This window comes from Streptomyces sp. A012304 (assembly GCF_026008495.1).
In the GTDB taxonomy this organism is placed as follows: domain Bacteria; phylum Actinomycetota; class Actinomycetes; order Streptomycetales; family Streptomycetaceae; genus Streptomyces.
This window is the reverse complement of record NZ_BQUN01000037.1, coordinates 1-22233: the sequence shown is the minus strand read 5'-3', so window position 1 is coordinate 22233 and position 22233 is coordinate 1. Positions and strand designations below refer to the sequence as shown.

Here is a 22233-nt window from a genome sequence, read left to right as displayed (position 1 = left end):
TGAGCCGTGAACGTCAGAACCGGCGCAGCCGCCCCGCGCGCTTCAGCGTCCGCGCGGCCACCGCGGCGAGCCTCGGCCGGCCACGCACGAAGTGGTGCGCCCGGCGGGACGGCTCGCGGCCGAGCCAGTGGAGCGCGGCCCCCGCCCCCGGACGCGTCCACGCTCCCTCGTGGACGGGCAGCTCGCCCGTCTTCAGTGAGTCCTTGTACTCGGCCGCCCCGCGCCCCAGGTCGAGCAGGCCGATGCCCTCGGCGGCGGCCGCCTCGGCCATCCGCAGATGCAGCACCAGACCGGGCGAGTACTTCGCGAAATCCGGGTCGTACGCCGGGAACCAGCAAGCCAGGACGGTCGTCGAGCGCAGCCCGAAGTGTGCCGCGACGGGCCGGTCACCGGCGTAGAGAACGGACAGCGTGCCGGAGCAGTCCGGCGCGCGGGTCGCGGCGAGCGTGTCCACGAGCCGGCTGATCCACGCCCGCGCGAACCGGTCCCGGCGTCCGGTCCTGCGGTACTGCGCGGACTTCCACGCCATGAGCGTGCGCAGCGCGGCCGGGTCGCGTTCGTCGAAGACGAACCGTGTCGGCGCCACCTGGCGGCCGAGCCGGCGCTCCTTGGCGAGCGTCGTCTTCAGGAACTTCGGCGACTGGGCGCGCAGCACCGACTCGTACGTCTCGTACCCCTTCTCCACGTCGATGACGTAAGAGGCGTACTCCGCCGCCGCGTACGGGGCGAACAGCCCTTGTTCCGCCTCCAGGTTGTCGAAGGCGAAGCTCGACAGGGAGCACGCCCGCATCATCTCGTCCACGTCCAGCCCGAGTCCCGGGCCCAGTACGGCGCCCTGCGCGTCCGAGACGCCGTAGGCGAGGGCCTGGCCCTGGCCGAGCGGGCCCCGCTCGTGCGGCAGGAAGCCGACCGGCTCACGCCCCTCGCGGACCACGGCCACCCGGGTACGCGGCCGGACCCGGCCCACGGCGTCGGTGAACTCCGGCTCCATGAACGGATTGCGCGGAACGATCGACGCGGCGCGCAGCGCCCGCCACCGTTCCCTCTCCCCGTCGCCGAGTTCCTCCGGCCTCAGCACGCGAATACGTCCACTGCTCAACCTGACCCCCCGATCAAGTCCCCCCTGGACTCTTGGAAGGTACCGCCCGGGCAGTTCACGCGGTAGGTAGCGGAGCAAGTTGTTGCCAACCGGTGCAGAGGCCTTTGAACCGGTCGGTACCCGACGTTGCGGCAGAAAGCCGTTTCTCTTTACCCCTGATTCCCAAGTGAGTTGGAGGGGCGCCGTGATCCGTATTCTCTGATCATGGCCGCACCCATCGCATATGCCGCGCGCAGCGCGTACTCCCTCATCGCCACCGACCTGGACGGAACGCTGCTCCGCGGCGACGACACCTTCTCCGACCGGTCGCTCGACGCGCTCGCGCGGGTGGCGGCCGCCGGCGCCTGCCACCTGGTGGTGACGGGCCGCCCCGCGCCCCGGGTACGGCCGCTGCTGGACGTCCTGCACAGCAGAGGCCTCGCGGTGTGCGGACAGGGAGCGCAGCTGTACGACGCCGCCGCGGACCGTCTGCTGTGGTCGGTCACCCTGGACCGGGAGCTGGCGTGGACCGCGCTCGGCAAGATCGAGGCGGAGGTCGGCCAGGTGTACGCGGCCGTCGACCAGGACGGCGTCGAGGGGCTGACGCTGATCGAGCCGGGCTACCGGATGCCGCACCCGACCCTTCCGGCCCTGCGTGTGCACTCCCGCGACGACCTGTGGTGCGAGCCGATCAGCAAGGTGCTGCTGCGCCATCCCACCCTCTCCGACGACGAGTTGGCGGCGACGGCCCGCTCGGTGGTCGGCTCGCTCGCGACCGTCACCATGTCGGGGCCCGGCACGGTGGAGCTCCAGCCGTGCGGCATCACCAAGGCGACGGGCCTGGCCCTGGCCGCCGAACACCTGGGGCTGCGGCCGCGGGACACCATCGCCTTCGGTGACATGCCCAACGACATCCCGATGTTCGACTGGGCGGCGCGCGGTGTCGCGATGGCCAACGCCCACCCCGAACTCAAGGCGGTGGCCGACGAGGTGACGACGTCGAACGAGGACGACGGCGTGGCCGTCGTCCTCGAACGCCTCTTTCCCTGAGGGGGCTTGCGCTCAGCACGCCCCCAACAGGCACCGCCCCCGAACAGTCAGCAAGCCCGAACGATCAGTACGCTCCGAACACGTTGTCGATCGAGCCGTAGCGGTCCGCCGCGTAGTTGCAGGCCGCGGTGATGTTGGCGACCGGGTCGAACGGGTCGTACAGGGTGCCGGGCACGTGGTACGCGGCGAAGGTCGGGTCGATGACCTGGAGCAGGCCCTTGGACGGGGTGCCCTTGGCCGCGTTGGAGTCCCAGAGGTTGATGGCGTTCGGGTTGCCGGAGGACTCGCGGATGATGTTGCGGTAGATGCCGTTGTACGTGCCCGGGATGCCGCGCTCGGCCATGATCGCGAGCGACTCGCGGATCCAGCCGTCGAGGTTGTTGGGGTAGCCGGCGATCGTGGTGGCCGACGTCGTGGCGGCGGAGGCGCTGGTCGCGCCGACGAGCGGAAGGGTGAGTGCGGCGGCACCGGCGCAGACGACGGCGACGGTACGGGCCAGGCGGGAGCGGCGGCGCTGAGCGGCAGCGGACATGCGAGGTTCCTCTCCGGCGCCTGCGAGGTGAGCTGTCGGGTTCGGGCGGGGAGGTGCCCGGCCGGCCGCCGTACGGGCACGGCGGCGCGACTTCACCCCTAGCCGGTCCGGTACGTGCGTGACGTACGGGCCGGCGGCTTACCTGGGTCCCCCGCTCCTGCCCTGCGCGAGTGTTCGTCGATGGTGGTGAAGGGCGGTGGCAGGATTCGGCGTCCGCCCGACAGGCCGGGAACGTATGCGAGAGCACATGTCCGGAACAAGAGGCGGATTCACAGAACACCCTATTGACCTTGATCTGCGACGTATGGGGTGCTTGATCCTTTGCATTCGGCAAGAGTCAACTTGCCTGTGGAGAAAGTGGAATCACAAAGTCCGGTGTGAGATGTCGCAAGGCGGCGGAGTGAGCCAACTCACCAGCATCCACAAGAGGGGTGAATCGGACAATAATCTCAAGTCCCTTTCAAAGGGGCGTTCGTGGGATGCGCTTCTCCCACGTCCGGTGGAACACCACCTCGCCGCCCGCCGTGCACACCACCTCGTCGCAGGCGAGGAAGTCGGCCGCGTCGCAGGAGAGCTCCGAGCGTGTCCGCACGGTCGTGTCCCAGCCGAGCTCGGGACGGTGCAGCCGGATCGTCCACGCGGAGCGGGCGCGGGCCGACAGGGGGTCGCGCTCACCGATGGCGTACGTCTCCCGCGCCTCCTCGGTGATCTCCAGCCCGTCGGGGTACACGCGCGTGCCGCCGTTCTTCGGTTCCGCCTCCAGCCGCCACTCGCCCTCGGCCACGTCCCGCACCACCTGCCGCCCGGGGCGCGGCTCGTCGAACGTGGCCGGGGAGCTCACCCCCAGGGGCGGGGCGTGCTCGGGCTCCTCGAAGCGGATGCCGGGGCCGGCCTCGCGGGTCCGTACCGGCAGCTCCAGCGCGCTGCCCGCCGGGTCCAGGGTGAAGCCCGCCGCCGACTCCGGCTGCGGCCAGAGCCACGGCCAGTACGCGGAGGAGACGGCGAGCCGGACGCGGTGACCGGGCGGGAAGGCGTACCCGACGCCGTACAGCTCGAAGGACACCTCCTCGGTCGCCCCCGGCGGCCAGGGCGCCGAGCGGTCGACGCCGTGGCGCGCGGAGAGGTTCAGCGTCCCGCGCGTGACCAGCGTCGAGGAACCGTCGGGCGCCACGTCGCACAGGCGGGCGACGACCTGTCCGCGCGGCACCCCGCAGGTCAGCCGCAGCCGCACCCGGGGCCGGCCCAGCACCCACGTCTCCTCGCCCACCGGGAAGTCGAAGCAGACCGAGCGCCCGTCCTCCTCGCGTTGGTCCGGCGGCAGATCGGCGTCGCCGCCGACGGGGAGGAGCCGGCCCGCGTCCACCCCGGTGTGCATCGGGGACCGCACGAGCACCGGGCCGCCCAGGAGCGCGTACGTGACACCGCTCACCCCGGGGGAGGGCCAGGCGGGCTCGCCGACCCAGCGGCCGGGCAGCGTGTCGTACACCGTCGCCGGGGGACGGGAGTCGCTGACGTACGCGCGCAGGAGGGGCTCGGCCATGACGCCCGTGTCCTCGCCCTTGAGCCAGTGGTCCCACCAGCGCAGGGTCTCCTGGAGGAAGCCGATCGCGGGCCCCGGCGACAGGCCGCGGTCGGGGTACTGGTGCGACCAGGGGCCGATCAGTCCGCGCACTCGGTCCGGCGGTAGGTGCTCGACGAGCCGCAGCACCGTGTCGCGGTACGGGTCGTGCCAGCCCCCCACCGCCAGGACGGGCGCCTCGATCGCGTCGAGGTCCTCACGGACGCTGCCGTGCCGCCAGTAGGCGTCCCGGGTCCGGTGGGCCAACCAGGTGGGGGCCAGCGGCTCCACGGCCTCCAGCCGCCGCAGCCACATCTCCCGCCAGGCCGCGCCGGTGTGGTGCGGGTCGGGCGGGCGGCAGGCGGAGGCGAGCAGGGCCGCGGCGCGGGCGTGCAGGCCCGCGGCGAGGACGGAACCTCCCAGGTAGTGCGCGTCGTTGTCATAGCGGTCGTCCGTGGCGCAGACCGTGACGACCGCCTTGAGCGGCTCGGGCGCGAGAGCCGCGGCGCGGAGGGAGGCGAAGCCGCCCCAGGAGATCCCGAACATGCCCACCCGGCCGTCGCACCACGGCTGGGCGGCCAGCCACTCGATCACGGCCACCCCGTCGGCCGGCTCCGACGCCGGGTACGCGTCGCCCGGCAGCCCCTCGCTGTTGCCGTGCCCGCGCACGTCCACCCGCACGGACGCGTAGCCGTGACCCGCGTACCAGGGATGGCGCTGCCAGTCGCGGGGCGCGGTCCAGTCGGTCAGGCGGTGCGGCAGGTACTCCAGGAGCGCCGGCACGGGCTCGTCCGTCAGTGGGCGCCACACGCGCGCGTACAGGAGCGTCCCGTCCGGGAGCGGGACGCGCAGGTCCTCGTGGGTCGTCTCGTGCGGGAAGGAGGTGCGGATGTGCATGGCGTGGCTCCCGGGGCATGCGCCACTACGTCCGGATCGGTCGGCAATCGTCGGTTCATATCAGGTGATCAGAAACATACCGGTCGTGATCCGATGCCGCCCGGCCTGATCGGGGCACCTCTCGGTCGAGGAAAGTCGGACCCGGGGGACGTGGGGGCTTATCGGTGATCGAAACGTGACCGGATACGCTGACTCGAGTGATGGCAGCGACCTATCGACAAACCGCGTAATCGCCAGTAGACACCAGCAGACAGGAGACTCCTCGTGACCGTCGTCGGGCCGTTCGGGCTGAGCGTGCGGGACCAGGCTCTGGAAGCCGATGTCCAGGCCGGATTGGCGGCTGTCGAGGAAGGCTTGCTCGAAGCCACCAAGAGTGAGGTTCCGTTCATCACGGAAGCCGCCCAGCATCTCGTCCGGGCGGGCGGGAAGCGGTTCAGGCCGCTGCTCGTGATGCTCGCGGCGCAGTTCGGGGACCGGTACGCGCCCGGTGTGGTGCCCTCCGCGGTGGTGGTGGAGCTGACCCACCTCGCCACCCTCTACCACGACGACGTGATGGACGAGGCGACCGTACGGCGCGGGGTGCCGAGCGCGAACACCCGCTGGGGCAACTCGGTGGCCGTGCTGACCGGCGACTTCCTCTTCGCGCGCGCCTCCCACATCCTCGCCGACCTCGGGCCCGAGGCGGTCCGCGTCCAGGCGGAGGCGTTCGAGCGGCTGGTCACCGGCCAGATCCTGGAGACGGCCGGACCGCAGGACGGGCGGGACCCGGTCGAGCACTACCTGGACGTGCTCGGCGGGAAGACGGGCTCGCTGGTGGCGGTGTCCTGCCGGTTCGGCGCGATGATGTCCGGCGCCGACGAGACGGTCGTGGACGTCCTCACCCAGTACGGCGAGCGGCTCGGCGTCGCCTTCCAGCTCGCGGACGACGTCCTGGACATCGCCTCCGACTCGCACGAGTCGGGCAAGACCCCGGGCACGGACCTGCGCGAGGGCATCCCCACCCTGCCGGTGCTGCGGCTGCGGGAGCGGGCGGCCCGGCTGGCGCTGCCCGAGGACGTCGCCCTGTGCGAACTGCTCGACTCCGACCTCACCGACGACGCCCGCCACGCCGAGGCCCTGACCGCCCTGCGGGCCCACCCGGCGCTGGAACAGGCCCGCGCGGACACCGTGCGCTACGCGCGGGAGGCCCGGGCGGCCCTGGCACCCCTGCGGGAGTGCGACGCGAAGCTGGCCCTGATGGAACTCTGCGACGCCGTCGTCCACCGCGCCGGCTGACCCTTCGTCGTAGGGCGCCGGCCTCGTGGTCGTCGTGGCGCGTCGGTCTCGGCAGTTGATCTCCGCTCCCTCGTCCCCTACGGGTCCTCCACCCCACATCCACCCCGTGTCATACCGCAGGCGTACACGGAGTTGAGTCCTCGGGGTGACGAAGTCGCCCGGCCGATTTGGTCAGATGGAGACAACGGAAAACACCACTCCTCACCGATTCGGGTGAGAATGGCGGCTTGAGGTGGGCACGCTCACCCGGGAGTCGATCAGCCGCCGCCGACGACGGAGGTAAGGCACACATGGCACCGTACGCATCCGACGACAGCACGCGCGCCGGGGAGGACGACGACCTGCGCGTCGGACGGCGCAAGGCCGTGCGGTACGTCGTCCCGGTCACCGTGGCGGGTGTCGCGGCGGCGACGATCGGGCTGGTCCCGGCGATCGCCGACTCGGGCGACCCCGACCTGCCGAAGATCACCACGCAGCAGCTCCTGGAGAAGATCGCCGCCTCGGACGTGCAGCAGCTGTCCGGCACGGTGAAGATCACCACCGATCTGGGGCTGCCCGACCTGGGCGGGCTGGAGAGCGGGCTGCTCTCCGGGGCGGCCGGCGAGGGCGACGGGTCCTCCGCCGACCCCTCCACCAAGCTCACCGAGCTCGCCTCGGGCACCCACACCCTGCGCGTCGCCGCCGACGGCCCCGACAAGCAGAAGCTGTCGCTGCTGGAGAACGCCGCCGAGTACAGCGTCATCCACAACGGCAAGGACGTGTGGGGGTACGACAGCGCCTCCAACGAGGTGCACCACTCCACCGTCGAGGAGGGGACGGACAAGGCCGAGACCCCCGTTCCCGCCACGCCCAAGGATCTCACCGAGGAGGCCCTCAAGGCCGTCGACACCACGACCTCGGTGACCGTCGACGGCACCGTGCAGGTCGCCGGCCGCGACGCCTACCGGCTGGTGGTGAAGCCGAAGCAGTCCGGCTCCACGGTCGGCGCGATCAGCGTGGCCGTCGATGCCCAGACGGGCCTGCCGCTGAAGTTCACCCTCACCCCGAAGAGCGGCGGCTCCGCCGTCGTGGACGCCGGCTTCACCCAGATCAGCTTCGCCAAGCCCGCCGCCTCCACCTTCGACTTCACCCCGCCCAAGGGCGCCAAGGTGACGGAGGGGGACGCGCCCGGCGCGGAGAAGCTCCCGGAGCACTCCACGGCCCCCACCGAGAAGGACATGGCCGGGCTGAACGTCCTCGGCGAGGGCTGGACGTCCATCGCCACCTTCGACACCGGCGGCCAGGGCGTGCCCAGCTCCGCGGAGATGCCCGACGCGGGTGCCTTCGGCGGCTTCCTGGACTCCCTCGGTGACAAGGTCACCGGCAAGTTCGGCTCCGGCACCGTCTTCTCCACCCGCCTGATCAACGCCCTGATGACCGACGACGGCAAGGTCTACGTCGGCGCCGTCACCAAGGACGCCCTGGTGAAGGCGGCGGACGCGGGGCGGTAAGTACCCTGCGGAGCTACGGGTACGACGATCGGGGGAGCCCTTGGACAGCGTCATCCACACCCGCGCCCTCACCAAGCGCTACCGCGGCGGACAGCTCGCCGTGGACGGCCTCGACCTGGCCGTCCCGGCGGGCAGCGTCTTCGGGTTCCTCGGGCCCAACGGCTCAGGCAAGACCACCACGATCCGCATGCTGATGGGGCTCATCGAGCCCACCTCCGGTACCGCGCGCGTGCTCGGGCACCCCATGCCCCGGGCCGCGCGGACCGTGCTGCCGCAGGTCGGGGCCCTGATCGAGGGTCCCGCCCTGTACGGCTATCTCTCCGGCCGCGACAACCTGCTGCGCTACGACGCCGCCGACCCGACCGCCGATCCGCGCACCCGGCGCGCCCGGGTCGCCGCGGCGCTGGAGCGGGTGGGGCTGACGGCCGCGGCCGGCAAGAAGGCCAGGGCGTACTCGCTCGGTATGAAGCAGCGGCTGGGCCTGGCCGCCGCCCTGCTCCAGCCCCGTCGGCTGCTCGTCCTCGACGAGCCCACCAACGGCCTCGACCCGCAGGGCATGCGGGAGATCCGGGTCCTGATCCGGGAGCTGGCGGCCGACGGCACCACCGTCTTCCTCTCCTCCCACCTCCTCGACGAGATCGAGCAGGTCTGTACGCACGCGGCCGTGATGGCGCGCGGCCGGCTCCTCACCCAGGGCGCGGTGGCCGACCTGGCGGCCCTGGCGCGCGGCCGGCTCGCCGTGACCACGCCGGACACGGCGGACGCGGCCCGGGTGCTGAAGGAGCAGGGCGTCGGCGATGTCGTCGTCGCCGAGGACCGGGTCACGGGCGAGCCGCCCGGCGAGCGGGAACTGGCCGAGCTGAACGCGGCGTTGGTCACGGCAGGTGTGCGCGTGCGCGGCTTCGGCGTGGAGCGGGCCTCACTGGAGGACGCGTTCGTGGCACTCACGGGGGAGGGGTTCGATGTCGCGGGCTGACACGGAAGCCGACACGACTGCGGGCACGACGGCCGGTACGGCGGCACCGGTTGCCGCCGCGGCCGTCCGGGCGCCCAGCCGGTGGTGGACGCTCGGCCTCTTCCGCAGCGAGTTCGTCACCACCCTCCGACGCTGGCGCACCCTCGCCCTGCTCGGCGTCCTGGCCGCCGTGCCGGTCCTCGTCGGCATCGCCGTGAAGATCGAGACCAGTGACGGTTCGACGGCCGGACCGCAGGGCGGCGGCGGTGACGGCCCCGCCTTCATGGCGCAGATCACGAACAACGGCCTGTTCCTGGTGTTCACGGCGCTGGCGGCGACGCTGCCGTTCTTCCTGCCGATGGCCGTCGGCGTCGTCGCGGGCGACGCGGTCGCCGGCGAGGCGAACGCCGGCACCCTGCGCTATCTGCTGGTCGCCCCCGCCGGCCGCACCCGCCTTCTGCTCGCCAAGTACGCCACCACGGTCGCCTTCTGCCTGCTCGCCACCCTGGTCGTCGCCCTGTCGGCGCTCGCGGTCGGCGCGCTGCTGTTCCCCCTAGGTGACCTCACGACCATCTCCGGCACCCGCATCGGCTTCGCCGACGGCCTGCTCAGAGCGCTGCTGATCGCCCTGGTCGTCGCCGCGTCCCTGCTGGGGGTGGCCGCGCTCGGCCTGTTCGTCTCCACGCTCACCAACAGCGGGATCGCGGCGATGGCGACGACCGTGGGGCTGCTGACGACCGTCCAGATCCTCGACCAGATCCCGCAGCTGCACGGGATCCACCCGTATCTGTTCTCCCACTACTGGCTGTCCTTCGCCGACCTGATGCGCGACCCCGTCTACTGGCAGGAACTCCAGAAGAATCTCGGACTGCAGGCCCTGTATGTGGCCGTGTTCGGCTCGGCGGCGTGGGCGCGGTTCACGGCGAAGGACATCACCGCGTAGCGGCTGCCGTCACTCGGTCTCGTAGGGGAAGCGGGCGAGCGGTGCCTCCTGCGCGAAGAAGGTCTTCGCGCGGGCCAGCGCCTCGCTGTCGTTCAGGACGTCCCCGGGCTTGCTGCCGTTGCCGAGCAGCACCCCGCCGAACCGCATACCCATGTAGGCGGCCGAGTTGCGCAGCGCGCCGACCAGCGGGTCGGCCACCACCTCCTGCGGGTGGGCGAGCGCGGTGACCCCCCACAGGGTGCGCCCGGCGAGCGTCGCCTTGAAGTCGAGGTCGGGGGTGCGCAGCCAGCCCGACCAGTGGTCCAGGTAGCGCTTGGTGTGCGCGGAGAGTGTGTACCAGTACAGCGGCGAGGCGATCACGATGTCCGTGGCGGCGAGGGTGGCGTCGAGCAGCAGGGCCGTGGTGCCCTCGGTGGGGCGGACGTGGTCGCTGTCGTGGCGCAGGTCCTCGAAGTCGGGCAGCGGGTGCTCGGCGAGGCTGATCCACTCCTGCTCGACGTCGGCGGGCAACTGCTCGGCGGCCCTGCGGGCCAGCAGCTCGGTGTTGCCCTCGTCGCGGCTGCTGCCGAGCACGAACAGGAAACGGCGGGTGCTCATGGATCCCCCAATGGTCGGCGTGCGAGGATAAAAAGCGCATGCAACAAGTAGGCGCCTGCAATAAGCAGGCGTCTGCATCAATGCGCGTATGCATCATATGTGTGTGCAATTAGTTTGGCCAGGGGGATTCGAGCCGGCGGGGAGCCGCCGCCTTCGCCACCGAGAGCAGCAGGTCCTCCCCGCCCCGCGCCGCCACCAACTGGAGGCCGGCCGGGCAGCCGTCCGTGCCCAGGCCCGCCGGGATACTGATCGCCGGATGCCCGCTCAGATTGAACGACCAGGTCAGCGCCGTCGAATAGCGGTCGCCGGGGCCTTCGTGGCCGTGCGGGGCGGTCGGCGTCGTCGGCGTCAGCAGCAGGTCGGCCCGCGCGAAGAAACCGTCCAGCCGCCGCTCGTTGACCGCCCTGATCCGCCGGGCCGTACCGGGATCGGAGCCCGGTGCGCGCAGCGCGAGCCAGGCGGGCGCGGGGTCCTCCAGTACGAGCGGCGCCTCGGGCCGCAGCAGCCGTACGACACCGGTGTCGACGAGGCGGGCCACGGCCGCCCGGGCGAGAGCCAGGGGCTCGGGGTCGGGGCCGGCGAAGCCGAGGTCCGGGGAGAACACGGCGGTGGGCGGCTCGGGCGGGCCGGACAGGGCATCCGGCGCCGCCCCCGTCATCACCCGCCACCACGCGTGCGCGTCCGCCGCGCACCGCACGAGCACGCCCGGCGCCGTCAGCCCCGTACGGTCCGGGGACGGGAGCCGGCCGTTGGTGACCTTCAGGCCGACGACACCGCACCAGGCCGCCGGGATACGGACCGAGCCCGCCCCGTCGCTGCCCGTCGCCAGCGGGACCAGGCCGGCCGCCACCGCCGCCGCCGAGCCGGCCGAAGAGCCGCCCGGAGTGCGGTCGGCGCGCCAGGGGTTCACCGTGCGGCCGTGGGCGCCGAGGCCCCACGTCTGCCATGGCGTTCCGGAGCCGGGCACGGACGTCGCCCCCACCGGCACGCACCCGGCGGCGATCAGCGGCCCCGCCGCACGCAGCCCGTACGCCCCCTTCACCCCGATCGGCACCCCGGCCAGTGGCAGTGGCTCACCCGCCGCGACCCGCCCGTCGACCTCGGCCGCCCACGCCAGCGCCTCCGCCTCCCACACCTCGGCGAACGCGCACAGCGCGCGGTCACCCCGACGGATCCGCCCCAGCGCCCCGGTCACCACGTCCACGGCCCGCGACCGCCCGCCGCGCACGGCTTCGGCGATCTCCACGGCGGAGGCCGACGCCAGTCGAGTCCGCCCCTGCCGCCCCGGCACGTTCAGCGGGACCGCCGGGTGGCCGCGCCCGTGAGGCGGGCCAGGTGGTCCGTCTCGCGCGGGGGTTCGCCGCTCAGGTCGCCCAGGCGCCAGGACTGCACCCACGGCACCCGGTACACGTCGATGACCGACTCGATCAGCCGGACCCGCTGCACGAGCGGGCGCGGCAGACGGCCCGGGGCGTCCGCGACCAGGACGACCGCGTCCAGGTCCAGGCCCGGCGGGGCCTCCCCGCGCCGGAAGACCTCCAGGGCGCGCAGCGCGGACTCCAGGCCGCTCGCATGCGTCCGGGCGACGAGCAGGACGGACACCGGGTCGCCCGGCCCCGGCCAGTCGCGTCCGCTGTCGTGCCCGCCGTAGACGGCGGCGAGCGTGGAGGTGCCCGCGCCGCCGTGCGTGCCGAGCCAGGAGAAGCGGCGCGGCGCGGCGGCGGAGGCGCCCGCGGGCTGGTACCCGCCCGGCACGGGCTCCGGCTCGGCCACCGGACCGCGGATCCAGATCTCCGGTCCGCGCGCCTGCGGCGCGTGCTGCCCGTCGGTCGTCCGCATGCCCCGTAACCTCCTCGTCGCGACCGCTCCTGCCGGACCGCTCCTCACGGGCTCTTGGAACGAGGCTGTGACGTCGTGGTGACGCGAGCACCGGGAGCGAGCGGAGAGACTCAACAGTACGTGTACGTGTGGGTGCACGGGTCATGAGCACGACGTATGTGCAGGGGTGACGTGTCCGAGTGAGGGAACCGATGTCTCGACTCAGCCGCGAGAAGAAGCGGGAACAGAAGCGCGCCGGACGGCCGGCCGCCGTGGTGGCGCCGCTCGACGTGCGGGTCCCCGGTGGCGGGCCGGCGACGATCGGCGGCGTTCCCGTCGTGCCGGCGGAGGGTCAGGAGATCCAGCACGCCGTCCTGCGCCATCTGCACCTCATCGCCCGCGCCACCGCGCAGCCCGTTCTCGCCACCGTCCACGACGAGCGCATCGGCTACGTCGTCCCGCTGCGGGTCGAGCCGGACGGTTCCAGCCATTTCACCGGGGAGCCGCTGCGGGTGGCACCGCCGAGGGACTCCACCGCCACGGCGCCGCGGACTCCTCAAGGTCCCCAAGCCCCTCAGGTGCCCCAGAACCCTCCTGCCCCACATGCCTCCCGGCCCCCGCAGGCACCACCGACCCCTCCGGCGCCCCCCGTCCCCACCGAAGAGCCCCCCGCCGCGCCGCGCCGCGACAAGGCCACACACTTCCTGCGGCGGGTTCCGGAGCCGGTGAAGGAGACCGCGCCCACGTTCCCGCTGCGCGCCGTGCCGGAGCCGCAGAGCGAGCCGGTGCCGCAGGACGCGCCGGCCGCCGTGTGGGAGCCGGACGACGACCCGGTGCCGACGGCCGCGTTCCGGGCGGTCCCCGAACCCGCCGAGGACGGCACCCCGTACCCCGGCACGGTCACCGCCCCTACGGGCGTCTTCGGCCCGGCCCCGACGATGGACGAGCAGCCGGCTCCCGAGCCGGACGCGGCGCGGGACCAGGCGCCTCAGCCGATCCCCGTGCGGGAGCAGGCTCCTCAGCCGATCTCGGTGCGGGAGCAGGCTCCTCAGCCGATCCCGGTGCGGGACCAGGCTCCTCAGCCGATCCCCGTCCCGGAGCCCGACTCCGACTCCGACCCCGTCCCCGCCGCCGCCCTCTACACCGACCCCGTCCCGGACGCCGTCCCGGATCCCGATCCCAAGCCGACGCCCGCCCGTGGCTTCGACGCCGTCGCTGAGGCGGTGCTCGAGGACGACCCCCGCGGCGCGACCGGCGACGGCGGCGCCCCCGCCCTCCTCGGAGAGCCGATGGCGCAGATCAACGAGGCCGTGCGGGCGGGCCGCATAGACCGTGCGGCCGCGCTCGCCGAGCGGACCGTGATGGAGACGTCCGGGACGCTGGGACCGGAGCACCCCGAGGTGCTGAAGCTCCGTGAACTCACCGCCTACATCGCCTACTTGTCGGGCGACCCGCTCCGCTCCTTCCATCTCTCCCTCGACCTGGCCCGCATCCGCCGCCGCACCCGGGACGCGGAGGGCGCGTACGGCAACGTCCAGAGCGCGGCGGCGGCCTGGCGTGCCGTACGCGACCCCTTGCAGGGGCTGAACCTCGGGACCGAGCTGCTCGGCCTGTGGACGGAGCTGACCACCGAGGAGGGGCCCGCCGCCGACGACATCGAGCAGCTGGAGTCGGCCCGCGCCCGGATGACCCGGCTGGCCGAGCGGGCCGAGCGGGCCGCCGACGCGGGCGGCCCGCCCCGGAGCTGAGCCGGCCCCGAGCCGAACCGGCTCCGCTAGTCGGAGAGGTTCCAGACCGCGTACGCGAGCGCGTCCGCGTTGCGGTCGAGCGCCGTGTCGTTGACGTTGGAGACGGTGTCGCAGGAGGAGTGGTAGCAGCGGTCGAAGGCCTGTCCGGCCGTACCGCCCCACTTGGTGACCTGCGCCGCCGTCTTGGCCCGGCTCGCGCCCGTGAACAGCCCGCCCACCGGCACGCCCGCGCTCTTGAAGGGCGCGTGGTCGGAGCGGCCGTCGCCCTCGGTCTCGATCTCCGTGGGGACGCCGATGCCGGCGAAGTAGTCCTTGAAGGTCTTCTCGATGGCCGGGTCGTCGTCGTAGACGAAGTAACCGGGGTTCGGCGAGCCGATCATGTCGAAGTTGAGGTAGCCGCTGATGCGGGCGCGGTTCGCGGCGGACAGGTTGTTGACGTAGTACCGCGACCCCACCAGGCCGAGTTCCTCCGCGCCCCACCAGGCGAACCGCAGGTGCTTGGTGGGCTGGTAGCCGGTGCGGGCCACGGCGAGGGCGGCCTCCAGGACCGCCGCCGAGCCGGTGCCGTTGTCGTTGATGCCGGCGCCGGAGCTGACGCTGTCCAAGTGGGAGCCGGCCATCACGACCTGGTTGGCGTCACCGCCGGGCCAGTCGGCGATCAGGTTGTAGCCGGTGCGGCCGGAGGCGGTGAACTGCTGGACGGTCGTGGTGAATCCGGCCGCGTCGAGCTTGGCCTTCACATAGTCGAGGGAGGCCTTGTAGCCGGCCCGGCCGTGGGCGCGGTTGCCGCCGTTGGCGGTGGCGATGGACTGGAACTGCGTCAGGTGTGCTTTGACATTGGCCACGGGAAGGTCGGGCGCCACGGCGACCGCCCCCTGAGCGGGAGCGGGCGCGGCACCGGCTATGGACCCGGTGGTGAGCAGCGTGACGGCCGCGACGACGGCGGCCGCCGACGTCCGCCCGGAGACGGAGAGCTTCATGGTGGGGGGCTCCGAATGCAGCGGGGCTCCCCACGGGGTGGCCACAGGGAACCCACAGTGAATGGGGTGCCTGGATGGTGAAGCTGTGGCCAACACTCCGTCAAGAGTGCTATCCGGACAGCGAGTTCGGACAGCGGGACCCCGGATGTGTCACTGCACGCAGAACTCGTTCCCCTCCGGGTCCGCCATCACCACCCACGATCCGCCCGGCTCGTTCACCTCCCGCAGCACGCTCGCGCCCAGCGCCGTCAGCCGCGCCACCTCACGCGCGCGCAGGCCCTCCCCGGGGTGCAGGTCGAGATGGATCCGGTTCTTGACCGTCTTCGTCTCCGGCACCCGCTGGAACAGCAGCCGCCGCCCCAGCCCGGTCCCGCTGTCCTTGTCGAACGGATCCTCGGGATGCCGTACGGCGATCAGGTCCCGGAAGGCCGGGCGGCCGTGGTGCTCGACGGTCGCCTCGCCCGGCAGCACGCCCGCCCCCAGCAGCCGTTCGACGAGCGCGCTGTTGTCCTCGACCTCGTAGTGCAGCGCCGCCGCCCAGAAGTCGGCCTGGGTGTGCGGGTCGAGGGCGTCGACGACGAGTTTCCAGTGCACGGGTGGTACCGGTGTCTGCGTCATGCGACCAGTTATAGGCGGTCAGCCGCGCGGAACCCCGGCCTCCGGCTCCCGCGCGTCGTGCGCGGCCCGATCCGTCCCGGGCGCCCCGTCGGGGGTGGCGGCCGGGAGCGTGCCGGGCGCCCGGTCGGGGGTGGCGGCCGGGACCGTGCCGGGGCTGCCCGCCGGCGGCGTGTCGTGGGCCAGCGCGCGGGCGGCCCGGCGCGCGGTGCGCAGCGCGTTCCCGGTGAGCAGCGTCAGTGCCAGCCAGACCAGCGCGAATCCGGCCCAGCGCTCGGGCGGCATGGCCTCGTGGAAGTAGAGGACGCCGAGCAGGAACTGGAAGACCGGCGCCAGGTACTGGAGCAGGCCCAGCGTGGACAGCGGCACGCGGATCGCCGCCGCGCCGAAGCAGACCAGCGGGAGCGCGGTGACGATGCCGGTGGAGGCGAGCAGGGCGGCGTGGCCGACGCCCTCGGTGGTGAAGGTGGAGCCGCCGTCGGCGCTCAGCCACAGCAGGTAGCCGAGGGCGGGCAGGAACTGGATGGCGGTCTCGGCGGCCAGCGACTCCACTCCGCCGAGGTTGACCTTCTTCTTCACCAGCCCGTAGATGGCGAAGGAGAAGGCGAGGATCAGGGAGATCCACGGCGGGCGGCCGTAGCCGACGGTCAGCACCAGCACGGCGGCGAGGGCGATCCCGACCGCCGCCCACTGCACGGGCCGCAGCCGTTCCTTCAGGATCAGCACGCCCATCGCGATGGTGACCAGCGGGTTGATGAAGTAGCCGAGGGACGCCTCGACGACGTGCCCGCTGTTCACGGCCCAGATGTAGACGCCCCAGTTGACGGTGATGACGGCCGCGGCGAGCGCGATCAGCGCCAGTCGGCGCGGCTGGCGCAGCAGCTCGCCGGCCCACGCCCAGCGCCGTACGACGAGCAGCGCGGCGGCGACGAACAGGAGGGACCAGACCATGCGGTGGGCGAGGATCTCCACCGCCCCGGCGGGCTCCAGCAACGGCCAGAAGAGCGGGACCAGGCCCCACATCCCGTAGGCCGCGAAGCCGTTCAACAGGCCTGTCCGGCCCTCGCTCCTCGACGTCCCCGCCACGGGCACCTCCCTCTCGCCGCCGTTCTCGCCGACCGGCCTGTACGCGTGGACGAAGGTAACGCCGAACGCCCCCGCCTGTCATGCCCGTATCGGCATACGGTCATGACAGGCGGGGGCCGGGAAGCCCAAGGGCCCGAGGGGGAGTGTCAGCCCTTGAGCGCGGCTCGGACGGGAGTGTCAGCCCTTGAGCGCGGCCTCGATCGACTCGGAGAGCGGGGAGGTGGGACGGCCGATCAGGCGGGACAGGTCACCGGTGCTGACGACCAGCTCGCCCTTCTCGATGGACGCGTCCACGCCGGCCAGGATCGCGGCGAGCGGCCCGGGCAGCCCGGCGCCGGCCAGGATGCCGGTGAGGGCGTCGACCGAGACGGCGTTGTTCACGATCTGCCGACCGGTCCGCTCGCTCAGCGCGGCGGCGTACTCGGCGAAGCTCCAGGGGGTGTCCCCGCCCAGCTCGTAGGTCTTGTTCTCGTGGCCCTCGCCGGTCAGCACGGCGACGGCGGCGGCCGCGTAGTCGGCGCGGGAGGCGCTGGAGACCCGGCCCTCGCCGGCCGCGTGGGTGACGGCGCCGTGCTCCAGTACCGGGGCGAGGTTCTCGGTGTAGTTCTCGTGGTACCAGCTGTTGCGCAGCAGCACGTACGGCACGCCGGAGGCGGTCAGGATCTCCTCGGTGGCCCGGTGGTCGTCGGCGAGCGCGGCCGTGAGGGAGCCGGGGGCGCTGGTGTAGGCGAGCAGGGCGACACCGGCCGCCTTGGCGGCGTCGATGACGACCTTGTGCTGCTGCGGGCGGCCCTTGTCGAACTCGTTGCCCGAGACCAGCAGCACCTTGTCACCGGCGGCGAACAGGCCGTCGAAGGTGTCCGGGGCGTTGTAGTCGGCGACCGCCAGCTTCACGCCACGCGCCGCGAGGTCGGCGGCCTTCGCCTCGTCGCGCACGACGGCGGTGATCTGCTCGGCGGGAACCTTCTCCAGCAGCTGCGCGACGACGTGGCGGCCGAGGTGTCCGGTGGCTCCGGTGACGACGATGCTCATGTGGGAACTCCTTGTGGGGTGCAGTGGCACTAACCCTAGGAGGTGCGCTAACTCTGCGAAAGTACCCACTTTGAAGTAAGGTACTGGCATGGCCGTAAGTGAAGTGGGGCCCGCCGGCGAGGCCATGTGCCCCCACCGACTCGTTCTGGAGCACGTCACCAGCCGCTGGGGCGTCCTGGTGCTGATGGAGCTGCTGGAGCGCCCCTACCGCTTCAGCGAGCTGCGCCGGGCCATCGCCGACTACGGCGGCCGGGGCGTCAGCGAGAAGATGCTCACCCAGACCCTCCAGACCCTGGAACGCGACGGCCTGGTCCACCGCGACGCCAAGCCGGTCATCCCGCCCCGCGTCGACTACTCCCTCACCGACCTCGGCCGCGAGGCGGCCCAGCAGGTGAAGGCGCTGGCCACCTGGACGAACGAGCGCATGGCGGACGTCGAAAAGGCCCGCCGGGCGTACGACGAGGCCCGGGAAATCCAGTCCCGGGCCTCGTAGACATCACTTCGCGCAGATCATCACGGCCGACGTCACCCGATGACCGTCCAGGTGTCGCCGCCGGCCAGCAGCGCCGCCAGGTCGCCCTTGCCGTGCTGCTCGATCGCCGTGTCCAACTGCTCGGCCATCTGCGTGTCGTACACGGGCCGCTCCACCGCGCGGAACACACCGATCGGCGTGTTGTACAGGGTGTCCGGATCGGCCAGCCGCGACAGCGCGAACGCCGTGGTCGGCGACGCGGCGCGGGCGTCGTGCACCAGCACGTCCGCCTCGTTCTCCGGCGTCACCGTGACCACTCTCAGATCACCGGTCGCCGCATCCCGTACGACGCCCCGCGCGTCGTCCGTCCCGAAGCGGATCGGCTGCCCGTGCTCCAGCCGGATCACCGCCTCCTGGGCGGACTGCCTGTCCTTCAGCGCCTCGAACGCGCCGTCGTTGAAGATGTTGCAGTTCTGGTAGATCTCGACCAGCGCCGTCCCCGGATGGGCGGCGGCCTGCCGCAGGACCTCGGTGAGGTGCTTGCGGTCGGAGTCGATCGTGCGCGCCACGAACGACGCCTCCGCGCCCAGCGCCAGGGACACCGGGTTGAACGGCGCGTCCAGCGAGCCCATCGGCGTCGACTTGGTGACCTTGCCGACCTCGGAGGTGGGCGAGTACTGGCCCTTGGTCAGGCCGTAGATCCGGTTGTTGAACAGCAGGATCTTCAGGTTCACGTTGCGCCGCAGGGCGTGGATCAGATGGTTGCCGCCGATGGACAGCGCGTCCCCGTCACCCGTGACTACCCATACGCTCAGGTCCCGCCGCGAGGCCGCCAGCCCCGTCGCGATCGCCGGCGCCCGCCCGTGGATGGAGTGCATGCCGTAGGTGTTCATGTAGTACGGGAAGCGCGACGAGCAGCCGATGCCCGACACGAAGACGATGTTCTCCCTGGCCAGGCCCAGCTCCGGCATGAAGCCCTGGACGGCCGCCAGGATCGCGTAGTCACCGCAGCCGGGGCACCAGCGCACCTCCTGATCGGACTTGAAGTCCTTCATCGACTGGCGCGCCCCGGCCTTGGGTACGAGCGACAGCGCCTCGATCGTGCCCGTGCCCGTGGCTTCCCTCGACGAACGGGTCGTCTCAGTCATCGATGGCCTCCTTGAGCGCCGCGGCGAGCTGTTCCGCCTTGAACGGCATACCGTTGACCTGGTTGTACGAGTGGGCGTCGACCAGGTACTTCGCCCGGATCAGGGTGGCGAGCTGGCCGAGGTTCATCTCGGGCACCACCACACGCTCGTAGCGGGCGAGCACCTCCCCGAGGTTCCCCGGGAAGGGGTTGAGGTGGCGCAGATGGGCCTGCGCGATCGCCTCACCGGCCGTGCGCAGCCGCCGTACCGCCGCCGTGATCGGCCCATACGTCGAGCCCCAGCCGAGGACCAGGGTGCGGGCCCCGTGCGGGTCGTCGACCTCCAGGTCCGGGACGTCGATGCCGTCGACCTTCGCCTGGCGGGTGCGGACCATGAAGTCGTGGTTGGCGGGGTCGTAGGAGATGTTGCCGGTGCCGTCCTGCTTCTCGATGCCGCCGACCCGGTGCTCCAGCCCCGGTGTGCCCGGCACCGCCCACGGCCTGGCCAGCGTCTGCGGATCGCGCTTGTACGGCCAGAAGACCTCGGTGCCGTCCTCCAGCGTGTGGTTGGGCCCCTGCGCGAACTGCACGGACAGATCAGGCAGCTCGTCCAGCTCCGGGATCCGCCACGGCTCGGAGCCGTTGGCGAGATAGCCGTCGGACAGCAGCATCACCGGGGTGCGGTAGGTCAGCGCGATCCGCGCCGCCTCCAGCGCCGCGTCGAAGCAGTCGGCCGGGGTGCGCGCCGCCACGATCGGCACCGGCGCCTCGCCGTTGCGCCCGAACATCGCCTGGAGCAGGTCGGCCTGCTCGGTCTTGGTCGGCAGACCCGTCGACGGCCCGCCGCGCTGGATGTCCACCACCAGCAGCGGCAGCTCCAGCGAGACCGCGAGCCCGATGGTCTCCGACTTCAGCGCCACACCGGGGCCGCTCGTCGTGGTGACGGCCAGCGACCCGCCGAAGGCCGCCCCCAGCGCCGCGCCGATGCCCGCGATCTCGTCCTCGGCCTGGAAGGTGCGCACACCGAAGTTCTTGTGCTTGCTCAGCTCGTGCAGGATGTCGGAGGCCGGGGTGATCGGGTACGAGCCGAGGAACAGCGGCAGATCCGCCTGCCGGGAGGCGGTAATCAGCCCGTACGCCAGGGCCAGGTTCCCGGAGATGTTCCGGTAGGTGCCCACCGGGAAGGCCTTCGCCGCCGGAGCCACCTCGTAACTGACCGCGAAGTCCTCGGTCGTCTCCCCGAAGTTCCAGCCCGCCCGGAACGCGGCCAGGTTCGCCTCGGCGATCTCCGGCTTCTTGGCGAACTTCGACCTCAGGAACTTCTCCGTGCCCTCCGTCGGCCGGTGGTACATCCAGGACAAGAGGCCGAGCGCGAACATGTTCTTGCTGCGCTCGGCCTCCTTGCGGGTGAGGTCGAAGTCCTTCAGGGCCTCCACGGTCAGGGTCGTCAGCGGCACCGGGTGCAGCTGGTACCCGTCGAGCGACCCGTCCTCCAGCGGCGAGGTGTCGTAGCCGACCTTCTGCATCGCCCGTTTGGTGAACTCGTCCGTGTTGACGATGATCTCCGCGCCGCGCGGCACATCACCGATGTTGGCCTTCAGAGCGGCCGGGTTCATGGCGACGAGCACATTGGGCGCGTCACCCGGGGTGAGGATGTCATGGTCGGCGAAGTGCAGCTGGAACGAGGAGACACCGGGCAGGGTGCCGGCGGGCGCGCGGATCTCGGCGGGGAAGTTCGGCAAGGTCGACAGGTCGTTGCCGAACGACGCCGTCTCCGAGGTGAAGCGGTCACCGGTGAGCTGCATGCCGTCACCGGAGTCCCCGGCGAACCTGATGATCACTCGGTCGAGACGGCGGACGTCCTTCGTCCCGCCCGGTTTGCGCTGCTCTCCCACGACGGTTCCGTCGGCTCCGTCGGTCTGTTCCGCTGGGCTGCTGACCTGACTGGTCACTGAACTGGACCTCCCTGGAGGTGGCTGTCCTGGGCGGCCTTCCCGAAGACCTCCCTGGATCAACCCTACGTCTGTAAAGGTCGCCTTCCCTCGGCCATCCGCATGACGATCACTCTGTGAGACGGCCCGGCGCCCTGCCCTGGCATGATCACGAATTCAGGTAGGTGAGCACCGCGAGCACCCGCCGGTGGTCCCCGTCGCTCGGCGACAGCCCGAGCTTGAGGAAGATGTTGCTGACGTGCTTCTCGACCGCGCCGTCGCTCACCACCAGCTGCCTGGCGATCGCCGAGTTGGTCCGCCCCTCCGCCATCAGCCCCAGGACCTCTCGCTCCCGGGGGGTGAGCCCGGCCAGCACATCCTGCTTGCGGCTGCGGCCGAGCAGCTGCGCGACCACCTCGGGATCGAGCGCGGTACCGCCGTCGGCCACCCGGACCACCGCGTCCACGAACTCGCGTACCTCGGCCACCCGGTCCTTGAGCAGATAACCCACCCCCCGGCTGGAACCGGCCAGCAGTTCGGTGGCGTACCGCTCCTCCACGTACTGCGACAGCACCAGCACCCCGAGCCGGGGATGCGACCTGCGCAGTTGTACGGCGGCCCGCACCCCCTCGTCGGTGTGCGTGGGCGGCATCCGCACATCCGCCACCACCACGTCGGGCAGGGCCCCCTCGGCATCCAGCTCGGTGATCGTCTTCACCAGCGCCTCGGCGTCCCCCACCCCCGCCACGACCTCGTGGCCCCGGTCGGTCAGCAACCGGGTCAGGCCCTCTCGCAGCAATACCGAGTCCTCCGCGATGACCACCCGCACCCTGTCCTCCACGATCCTCGGCCCCCCAGCCCGCCCACCCGTTTTCGTTGAACGAGTCCAGCATTCCAGGATCCGGATCCAGGTGCGCTCGAGCAGCGCATTACGGCCACGGCGTGCCCGGAAACGGCCCCCGGAGGGGCGGGGAGCGATGGGGTCAGCTCGGGTGGGGCTCAGGGTCGGGGTCGGGTGGGATGGGGGCTCAGGTCGGGGCGGTGGGCGGG

General features: G+C 72.0%; 20 protein-coding genes and 1 riboswitch. Of the genes, 7 read left to right on the top strand and 13 right to left on the bottom strand.

Annotation, left to right across the window (positions count from 1 at the left end; translation table 11 throughout):
- Positions 1–13: 13 nt before the first annotated feature.
- Positions 14–1078: a GNAT family N-acetyltransferase gene (locus tag ALMP_RS08375; RefSeq protein ID WP_264925626.1), complete on the bottom strand. Its 1065-nt coding sequence runs from the start codon at positions 1076–1078 to the stop codon at positions 14–16.
- 225 nt (positions 1079–1303) lie between these two features.
- On the opposite strand from ALMP_RS08375, the gene ALMP_RS08370 reads away from it, so the two are divergent.
- Positions 1304–2128, top strand: a complete 825-nt coding sequence (locus ALMP_RS08370) for an HAD family hydrolase (protein ID WP_264925624.1) — start codon at positions 1304–1306, stop codon at positions 2126–2128.
- Positions 2129–2192: 64 nt separating this feature from the next.
- Here ALMP_RS08370 and ALMP_RS08365 read toward each other — a convergent pair whose 3' ends face one another.
- Together ALMP_RS08365 and ALMP_RS08360 are read right to left on the bottom strand one after the other, a co-directional pair.
- Positions 2193–2660: a transglycosylase SLT domain-containing protein gene (locus tag ALMP_RS08365; protein WP_264925623.1), complete on the bottom strand. Its 468-nt coding sequence runs from the start codon at positions 2658–2660 to the stop codon at positions 2193–2195.
- Between the two features lie 2 nt (positions 2661–2662).
- Positions 2663–2850, bottom strand: a riboswitch (cyclic di-AMP (ydaO/yuaA leader).
- A gap of 270 nt (positions 2851–3120) precedes the next feature.
- Complete coding sequence (locus tag ALMP_RS08360; RefSeq protein WP_264925622.1) at positions 3121–5115, bottom strand: CocE/NonD family hydrolase; 1995 nt, start codon at positions 5113–5115, stop codon at positions 3121–3123.
- A gap of 264 nt (positions 5116–5379) precedes the next feature.
- On the opposite strand from ALMP_RS08360, the gene ALMP_RS08355 reads away from it, so the two are divergent.
- The 4 genes from ALMP_RS08355 to ALMP_RS08340 all read left to right on the top strand — a co-directional run bounded on the left by ALMP_RS08355 (position 5380) and on the right by ALMP_RS08340 (position 9778).
- Positions 5380–6390 (top strand): polyprenyl synthetase family protein, encoded by a 1011-nt coding sequence (locus tag ALMP_RS08355; protein WP_264925621.1) that lies wholly within the window; start codon positions 5380–5382, stop codon positions 6388–6390.
- Positions 6391–6680: 290 nt separating this feature from the next.
- The gene (locus tag ALMP_RS08350; protein WP_264925620.1) at positions 6681–7880 is read left to right on the top strand and encodes a DUF2092 domain-containing protein; all 1200 of its coding nucleotides are present in this window, start codon (positions 6681–6683) and stop codon (positions 7878–7880) included.
- Between the two features lie 40 nt (positions 7881–7920).
- The gene (locus ALMP_RS08345; protein ID WP_264925619.1) at positions 7921–8856 is read left to right on the top strand and encodes an ABC transporter ATP-binding protein; all 936 of its coding nucleotides are present in this window, start codon (positions 7921–7923) and stop codon (positions 8854–8856) included.
- Positions 8843–9778, top strand: coding sequence for an ABC transporter permease (locus ALMP_RS08340; protein WP_264925618.1), 936 nt, complete (start codon positions 8843–8845; stop codon positions 9776–9778). Before ALMP_RS08345 ends, ALMP_RS08340 begins: the two co-directional genes overlap by 14 nt.
- Before the next feature lie 9 nt (positions 9779–9787).
- Here the strand turns inward: ALMP_RS08340 and ALMP_RS08335 are convergent, their stop codons facing one another.
- From ALMP_RS08335 to ALMP_RS08325, 3 genes are all read right to left on the bottom strand, one after another.
- Positions 9788–10375 (bottom strand): flavodoxin family protein, encoded by a 588-nt coding sequence (locus tag ALMP_RS08335; protein WP_264925617.1) that lies wholly within the window; start codon positions 10373–10375, stop codon positions 9788–9790.
- 109 nt (positions 10376–10484) lie between these two features.
- Positions 10485–11621, bottom strand: coding sequence for an amidase (locus ALMP_RS08330; RefSeq protein ID WP_309299444.1), 1137 nt, complete (start codon positions 11619–11621; stop codon positions 10485–10487).
- A gap of 47 nt (positions 11622–11668) precedes the next feature.
- Positions 11669–12214: a DUF6668 family protein gene (locus ALMP_RS08325; protein ID WP_264925616.1), complete on the bottom strand. Its 546-nt coding sequence runs from the start codon at positions 12212–12214 to the stop codon at positions 11669–11671.
- 191 nt (positions 12215–12405) lie between these two features.
- On the opposite strand from ALMP_RS08325, the gene ALMP_RS08320 reads away from it, so the two are divergent.
- Entirely contained in the window at positions 12406–13941 is a 1536-nt protein-coding gene (locus ALMP_RS08320) for a tetratricopeptide repeat protein (RefSeq protein ID WP_264925615.1), read from the top strand.
- A gap of 26 nt (positions 13942–13967) precedes the next feature.
- Here ALMP_RS08320 and ALMP_RS08315 read toward each other — a convergent pair whose 3' ends face one another.
- The 4 genes from ALMP_RS08315 to ALMP_RS08300 form a co-directional block, all read right to left on the bottom strand.
- The gene (locus tag ALMP_RS08315) at positions 13968–14921 is read right to left on the bottom strand and encodes a M28 family metallopeptidase (protein WP_264925614.1); all 954 of its coding nucleotides are present in this window, start codon (positions 14919–14921) and stop codon (positions 13968–13970) included.
- Positions 14922–15071: 150 nt separating this feature from the next.
- The gene (locus ALMP_RS08310) at positions 15072–15539 is read right to left on the bottom strand and encodes a VOC family protein (protein WP_264925613.1); all 468 of its coding nucleotides are present in this window, start codon (positions 15537–15539) and stop codon (positions 15072–15074) included.
- A gap of 18 nt (positions 15540–15557) precedes the next feature.
- A complete protein-coding gene (gene rarD, locus ALMP_RS08305) occupies positions 15558–16622 on the bottom strand; it encodes an EamA family transporter RarD (protein WP_264925612.1) in 1065 nt (354 codons plus the stop codon).
- Positions 16623–16799: 177 nt separating this feature from the next.
- On the bottom strand, positions 16800–17654 hold the full coding sequence (locus tag ALMP_RS08300) for an SDR family oxidoreductase (protein WP_264925611.1): 855 nt from the start codon (positions 17652–17654) through the stop codon (positions 16800–16802).
- 88 nt (positions 17655–17742) lie between these two features.
- Between ALMP_RS08300 and ALMP_RS08295 the strand changes: the two genes are divergently transcribed.
- Positions 17743–18147 (top strand): helix-turn-helix domain-containing protein, encoded by a 405-nt coding sequence (locus ALMP_RS08295; protein ID WP_264925610.1) that lies wholly within the window; start codon positions 17743–17745, stop codon positions 18145–18147.
- Positions 18148–18179: 32 nt separating this feature from the next.
- Here ALMP_RS08295 and ALMP_RS08290 read toward each other — a convergent pair whose 3' ends face one another.
- The 3 genes from ALMP_RS08290 to ALMP_RS08280 all read right to left on the bottom strand — a co-directional run bounded on the left by ALMP_RS08290 (position 18180) and on the right by ALMP_RS08280 (position 22024).
- Positions 18180–19274 carry a 2-oxoacid:ferredoxin oxidoreductase subunit beta gene (locus ALMP_RS08290; protein WP_264925609.1) on the bottom strand — a complete coding sequence of 365 codons (1095 nt, stop codon included), beginning with the start codon at positions 19272–19274 and terminating at the stop codon, positions 18180–18182.
- A complete protein-coding gene (locus ALMP_RS08285) occupies positions 19267–21204 on the bottom strand; it encodes a 2-oxoacid:acceptor oxidoreductase subunit alpha (protein WP_264925608.1) in 1938 nt (645 codons plus the stop codon). The genes ALMP_RS08290 and ALMP_RS08285 overlap by 8 nt, the downstream gene beginning before the upstream one ends.
- A 148-nt stretch (positions 21205–21352) precedes the next feature.
- Positions 21353–22024, bottom strand: a complete 672-nt coding sequence (locus ALMP_RS08280; protein ID WP_264925607.1) for a response regulator transcription factor — start codon at positions 22022–22024, stop codon at positions 21353–21355.
- Positions 22025–22233: the final 209 nt, after the last annotated feature.